The following is a 6,589-nucleotide window of genomic DNA, read 5'->3' as shown; positions in this document are numbered from 1 at the left end:
CGGGGGTGGTCGGGGGCCGTCGGTCGCGCTGGTCAGGCCTTGACGAGCGAGCGCAGGACGTACTGCAGGATGCCGCCGTTGCGGTAGTAGTCCGCCTCGCCGGGGGTGTCGATCCGCAGCACCGCGTCGAACGCGACGACCGTGCCGTCGGTCTTCGTCGCGGTCACGGCCAGGGTGCGCGGCGTGGTGCCCTCGTTCAGCGCCGTGACGCCCGTGATGTCGAACGTCTCGGTGCCGTCCAGGCCAAGCGAGTCGGCCGACTCCCCCTCCGGGAACTGCAGCGGCAGCACGCCCATCCCGATGAGGTTGGAGCGGTGGATCCGCTCGAAGCTCTCGGTGATGACCGCCTTGACGCCCAGCAGGCTGGTGCCCTTGGCGGCCCAGTCGCGCGACGAGCCGGAGCCGTACTCCTTGCCACCGAGCACCACGAGCGGGATGCCGGCCGCCTGGTAGGCCTGCGCGGCGTCGTAGATCGACGACTGCTCACCGGTCAGCAGGTTCTGCGTGAACCCACCCTCGACCCCGGGGACCAGCTGGTTGCGCAGCCGGATGTTGGCGAACGTGCCGCGGATCATGACCTCGTGGTTGCCGCGGCGCGAGCCGTAGGAGTTGAAGTCGCGACGGCCCACGCCGTGCTCGGCCAGGTACAGGCCGGCCGGGCTGTCGGCCTTGATCGAGCCGGCCGGGCTGATGTGGTCGGTGGTCACCGAGTCGCCCAGCTTGGCCAGGACGCGGGCGCCGTGGAAGTCGACGACCGGCGCCGGAGCAGCCTGCATCCCGTCGAAGTACGGGGGCTTGCGGACGTAGGTGGACTCCTGGTCCCACTCGAACGTGTCGCCCTCGGGCGTGGGCAGCGAGCGCCACCGCTCGTCGCCCGAGAAGACGTCGGCGTAGTCCTTGGTGAACATCGCGCGGTCGATCGAGGCGTCGATCGTGGACTGCACCTCGTCGGGCGTCGGCCAGATGTCCGCCAGGAAGATCGGCTGACCGGCCTCGTCGCGGCCCAGCGGGTCGGACGCGAAGTCGAAGTCCATGGTCCCGGCCAGCGCGTACGCGATGACCAACGGCGGCGACGCCAGGTAGTTCATCTTGATGTCGGGGTWGATGCGCCCCTCGAAGTTCCGGTTGCCCGACAGGACCGCGGCCACGGCGAGGTCGTGCTCCTGCACGGTCTCCGAGACCTTCTCGTCGAGGGGGCCGGAGTTGCCGATGCAGGTGGCGCAGCCGTAGCCGACCAGGTGGAAGCCCAGCTTCTCGAGGTACGGCCACAGGCCGGCCTTCTCGTAGTAGTTGGTCACCACCTGCGAGCCGGGCGCCATGGACGTCTTGACCCAGGGCTTGGCGACGAGGCCCTTCTCGACCGCCTTCTTGGCGACGAGGGCCGCGGCGATCATCACCGACGGGTTCGACGTGTTGGTGCAGCTGGTGATCGACGCGATCGCGACCGCGCCGTGGAACAGGTCGAACGACCGACCCTGCGTGTCGGTGGTCGGGTACACCCGCATGGCCGACGACGTGATCGCGGGCGAGTCGGACGCCGGGAACGACTCGCGCTCGGCCTCGTCGACCCCGTTGGTGACCTCGGGCGCGTAGGTCGGCAGGTCGCGCTGGAACTGCTCCTTGGCCCGCGACAGCTCGATGCGGTCCTGCGGTCGCTTCGGGCCGGCGATCGACGGCACCACGGTGGACAGGTCGAGCTCGAGGTACTCGGAGAACAGCGGCTGGACGTAGCCCTCCGACGTGGGGTCGAGCCACATCCCCTGCTCCTTGGCGTACGCCTCGACGAGTGCGAGCTGCTCCTCGGAGCGCCCGGTCAGGCGCAGGTACTCGATCGTCACGGAGTCGATCGGGAAGATCGCGGCGGTCGAGCCGAACTCCGGGCTCATGTTGCCGATGGTCGCGCGGTTGGCCAGCGGCACGGCCGCGACACCCTCGCCGTAGAACTCGACGAACTTGCCGACGACGCCGTGCTGACGCAGCTTCTGCGTGATCGTAAGCACGATGTCGGTGGCGGTGACGCCCAGCGGGATCGTGCCCGTGAGCTTGAAGCCGACGACGCGCGGGATGAGCATCGACACCGGCTGGCCGAGCATGGCCGCCTCGGCCTCGATGCCGCCGACGCCCCAGCCGAGCACGCCCAGGCCGTTGACCATCGTGGTGTGGGAGTCGGTGCCGACGCAGGTGTCGGGGTAGGCCTTGCCGTCACGCACCATCACGACGCGCGCCAGGTACTCGATGTTCACCTGGTGCACGATGCCGGTGCCCGGCGGGACGACCTTGAAGTCGTCGAACGCGGTCTGGCCCCAGCGCAGGAACTGGTAGCGCTCGCGGTTGCGCTCGTACTCGAGCTCCACGTTGCGCTCGAACGCGTCGGCGCGGCCGGCCACGTCGATCTGCACGGAGTGGTCGATGACCAGCTCGGCCGGAGCCAGCGGGTTGATCCGGCTGGCGTCGCCACCGAGCTCGACGACGGCCTCGCGCATGGTGGCCAGGTCGACGACGCAGGGCACGCCGGTGAAGTCCTGCATGATCACGCGGGCGGGCGTGAACTGGATCTCGGTGTCGGGCTGGGCGTCCGGGTCCCACTCGGCGAGCGCCCGCACGTGGTCGGCGGTGATGTTGGCGCCGTCCTCGGTGCGCAGGAGGTTCTMCGCGAGCACCTTCAGGCTGAACGGCAGGCGCTCCACCCCCGGCACGGCCGAGAGCCGGTAGACCTCGTACGAGGCGTCACCGACCTCGAGTGTTCCCTTCGAACCGAAGCTGTCGACGCTGCTCACGGGGGCTCCTTCGCTGGCGAGTCTGCCGGTGTTCCTGCCGGGGATGAAAGTCACCCGGACCGCTGGGCGGTGYGACCTCCCAGCCTAGGTGGCCGCCGGGGTCGCGATTTATCTCGACATCAAGATACATGCTTGCGGGCCTCCGCGCACACGCGTCCACGTCGGCGTGGCGCGTGCGCGCGAAGGCCCGTCAGCGCCTCGGTCAGCTCTTCGCGGCCCGCTCCGCGTCCACCGCGTCCTGCGCCTTACGCTCCGCCTCGATCGCCCGCTCGTGCGAGCGCGGGTCGTACTCGGGAGTGCCCTGCTTGTGCAGCTCCTGGGTGACCAGTCGCTTCGCCTCCGCCAGCCGGCTGACCGCGTCCTTCTCGCTCACCGTGCTCCCCTCCGCCGGGCCGCTCCGGTCCGGCTCTCGCGTTCCACGCTAGTCCGGAGCCCCGCGGCGTGCACCCACTCAGCGCGTGAGGACGGCGACGGCCTCGAGGTGGTGCGTCATGGGGAACAGGTCGTACGCCTGCAGGTCAGCCAGCGCGTACCCGGCGTCGGCGAACAGGGCGATGTCCCTGGCCAGCGCGGCCGGGTCGCACGCGACGTAGACCACGCGCTCCGGGCGCAGCTCGGTGATCCCGGCGACGACCTTGCGGCCGGCCCCCGTCCGGGGCGGGTCCAGCACGACCGCGTCCGCGTGCACGACGTCGGAGTCCGAGTCCACCCGGCCGGTGAGCACCTGGGCGACGTCACCGGCGTGCAGCTCGACGTTCGAGCGGGCGTGCAGGTTGCGTCGCGCGTCCTTGACCGCACGGGCGTCGCCCTCGATCGAGATGACCTCGCCCGTCTCGCCGACCGCGTCCGACAGGGGTGCCGTGAACAGCCCGGACCCGGAGTAGAGGTCCAGGACCGCGGCGCCGTCGACGTCGCCGAGACCGGCGAGCACCGCGCTGACCAGCAGGTCGGGCGCCTCGCGGTGGACCTGCCAGAAGCCTGCACCCGCCACGCGGAACTCGTACCCGACCTCGCCGTGCTGGACGTGCTCCTTGACGGCCGTGCGTGCGTTCGGGCGTCCGTCCATGCGTCCGCGGCCGAGGTCGAAGGGCGCACCGTCGACCAGGACGAGGGGCGCGTCGCCGCTGGACGGGGCGACCGCCTCCACCCGCGCGCCACCGGTCCAGCGCCGGCCGAACAGGTCGAGGGCCGCGATCGCCTCGTTGGCCAGGGGCATCGAGTCGAGCAGGTGCACGTCGTGGGAGCGGAAGCCGTGCATGCCCGCCCGGCCCTCGGCATCCGTCACCAGCTCGATCCGGGTACGCCAGCCGAGGCCCCCGCGCTCCTCGTCGCCCGGCGCAGCCTGCACGGGGACGTCGAGGTCGAGCTTCGCCAGCCGGTGCAGCTGCTCGGCGAGGACCGCGGTCTTCCAGGCCCGCTGGGCCGGCAGGGACACGTGCGCGAGCTCTCCTCCGCCCACCCCACCCGGACCGGCGAAGATCACGCGCCCGTCGTGCCGGGCGACACAGTGACCACCGTGCGCCACCGGGCCGATCTCGAGCTCGACGAGCCCGTCGATGCGGTCGGTTGCAGAGTCAGTAGCCACGCGGAACGGTACCCCGGACCGGCTCCTCGAGCCCCGTCTGCCCCTCGGTGGACGCCAGCTGCCACGGCACCGAGGCCACGACGACGCCCGGGGTGAACAGCAGCCGCCCCTTCAGGCGCAGSGCGCTCTGGTTGTGCAGCAGGTGCTCCCACCAGTGCCCGACGACGTACTCGGGGATGTAGACGACGACGAGGTCGCGCGGGCTGTCGCGCCGGATGGCGCGGACGTAGGTCAGCACCGGGCGGGTGATCTCCCGGAACGGGGAGTCGAGAACGCGGAGCGGAACCGGGATGCTCAGGGCCTCCCACTCGGCACGCAGGACCTCGACGTCCTCCGGGTCGACGCCGACGGTCAGCGCCTCCAGGACCTGCGGGCGCGAGGCGCGCGCGTAGGCCAGCGCGCGCATCGTCGGACGGTGCAGGTGCGAGACCAGCACGATCGCATGCACCCGGCTGGGCAGCGCGCGAGCCGCCTCGGCGTCGGTGCCCAGCGCCAGCTCCTTGCGCACCAGCGCGTAGTGCCGGTGGATGGACTGCATGAGCACGTAGACGACCGCCATCGCCAGGATCGCGATCCACGCTCCGTGCGTGAACTTGGTGATCAGCACGACGACGAGCACCGTCGCGGTCATCGCCAGACCGACCGAGTTGATGATCCGCGAGCGCTTCATCCGAGCGCGCACGTTCGGATCGGGCTCCGTGCGCAGGTGCCGCGTCCAGTGTCGGACCATACCCAGCTGGCTCACCGTGAACGACACGAAGACGCCCACGATGTACAGCTGGATCAGGCGAGTGACCTGCGCGTCGAACGCCCAGATCAGCACGATCGCCGCAAGTGCCAGGGTGACGATCCCGTTGGAGAACGCCAGCCGGTCGCCGCGGGTGTGCAGCTGGCGGGGCAGGTAGCCGTCACGCGCCAGGATCGAGCCCAGCACCGGGAACCCGTTGAACGCGGTGTTCGCCGCGAAGAACAGGATCAGCCCGGTGACCACCGCGATGAGGACCGCCACGACCGGCACGCTCTGGAACACCGCGGCCGACAGCTGGCTGATCACGGGGTGCTGGTCGTAGCCCTCGCCCACGGGCACGCCATCGCGCAGCAGCTGGGTCTGGGGTCGTCGGCGAAGATCACGCCTGTGGCACGGGAGAGCAGCAGGATCGACATGATCATGACGATCGAGAGGCTGCCCAGCAGCGCCAGGGTGGTCGCGGCGTTCTTGGACTTCGGCTTCTTGAACGCGGGGACGCCGTTGCTGATGGCCTCCACGCCCGTGAGGGCGGCGCAGCCGGAGGAGAAGGCGCGCAGGATGAGGAAGAAGCCCGCGAGGCCGGTGAGCCCCTGGTCGAACGCCGCGTCGGGCGCGAGCTCGAACCCGGAGCTCTCCGCCATCGCCAGGTTGCCGGTGAGCAGCTGGACCGATCCCACGACCGCCAGAGCGCCGATCGCGAGCATGAACATGTAGACCGGGATGGCGAACAGGCTCCCGGACTCCTTGACGCCGCGCAGGTTGGCCACCGTCAGCAGCACGACGAGCCCGACCGCGAACGCCGCCTCGTGCCCCCGCAGCGCGGGGAGGGCGGTCGCGGCGTACTGCGCGGCCGACGAGATGGACACCGCGACGGTCAGCACGTAGTCGACCAGCAGCGCACTGGCGACGGTGACGCCGGCGTTCTTGCCCAGGTTCGTCGTCGCGACCTCGTAGTCACCTCCCCCAGAGGGGTAGGCGTGCACGTTCTGCCTGTAGGAGGCGACGACGACGATCATCACCGCGACGACCGCCAGACCGACCCAGGGCGAGACGACCAGCGCCGCCATCCCCGCGAGCGAGAGCGTCAGCAGGATCTCGTCGGGCGCGTAGGCCACCGACGAGAGCGCGTCCGACGCGAAGACCGGCAGCGCGATGCGCTTAGGCAGGAGCGTGTGGCCGAGCCTGTCGCTGCGGACGGGACGTCCGAGCAACAGGCGTTTGGCGGCATCCGAGAGGTCCGACACGATCCGCAATGCTAGGCCCGCGCGCGGCCGTCCACACCACCCGTCCCGGCGCGCCGGGAGAGGCGGACGGTATAGCGTGCCCCACTGTGCACTTCGTGATCATGGGATGCGGCCGGGTGGGAGCGACTCTCGCCAAGAGCCTCGAGGACAACGGCCACTCGGTGTCCGTCATCGACCAGAACCCTGAGGCCTTCCGGCGACTCGACCCGGAGTTCGGCGGCAACAAGGTCACGGG

Annotated in this window: 4 protein-coding genes and 1 pseudogene; 1 reads left to right on the top strand and 4 read right to left on the bottom strand. The window is 70.6% G+C overall.

All coding sequences use genetic code 11. The annotated features are described in order from the left end of the window. Positions 1-32 precede the first annotated feature (32 nt). The 4 genes and pseudogenes from acnA to AC1DUQ_RS18370 all read right to left on the bottom strand — a co-directional run bounded on the left by acnA (position 33) and on the right by AC1DUQ_RS18370 (position 6,354). On the bottom strand, positions 33-2,777 hold the full coding sequence (acnA, locus tag AC1DUQ_RS18385) for an aconitate hydratase AcnA (RefSeq protein WP_477074301.1): 2,745 nt from the start codon (positions 2,775-2,777) through the stop codon (positions 33-35). A 202-nt stretch (positions 2,778-2,979) separates the two neighbouring features. Beyond that, positions 2,980-3,150 carry a translation initiation factor 2 gene (locus tag AC1DUQ_RS18380; RefSeq protein ID WP_477061791.1) on the bottom strand — a complete coding sequence of 57 codons (171 nt, stop codon included), beginning with the start codon at positions 3,148-3,150 and terminating at the stop codon, positions 2,980-2,982. 78 nt (positions 3,151-3,228) lie between these two features. Continuing rightward, positions 3,229-4,362: a class I SAM-dependent RNA methyltransferase gene (locus tag AC1DUQ_RS18375; RefSeq protein ID WP_477074300.1), complete on the bottom strand. Its 1,134-nt coding sequence runs from the start codon at positions 4,360-4,362 to the stop codon at positions 3,229-3,231. Further along, positions 4,352-6,354: pseudogene (locus AC1DUQ_RS18370) on the bottom strand (APC family permease). The gene AC1DUQ_RS18375 and the pseudogene AC1DUQ_RS18370 overlap by 11 nt, the downstream one beginning before the upstream one ends. A gap of 101 nt (positions 6,355-6,455) precedes the next feature. Here AC1DUQ_RS18370 and AC1DUQ_RS18365 point away from each other — a divergent pair. Further along, a partial coding sequence (locus AC1DUQ_RS18365) for an NAD-binding protein (protein WP_477074302.1) occupies positions 6,456-6,589 on the top strand: 134 nt, incomplete at its 3' end.

The organism is Cellulomonas sp. P4_B5_2 (genome assembly GCF_056402235.1).
The sequence above is the reverse complement of the archived record's forward strand: the minus strand, read 5'-3'. Positions and strand labels throughout refer to the sequence as shown.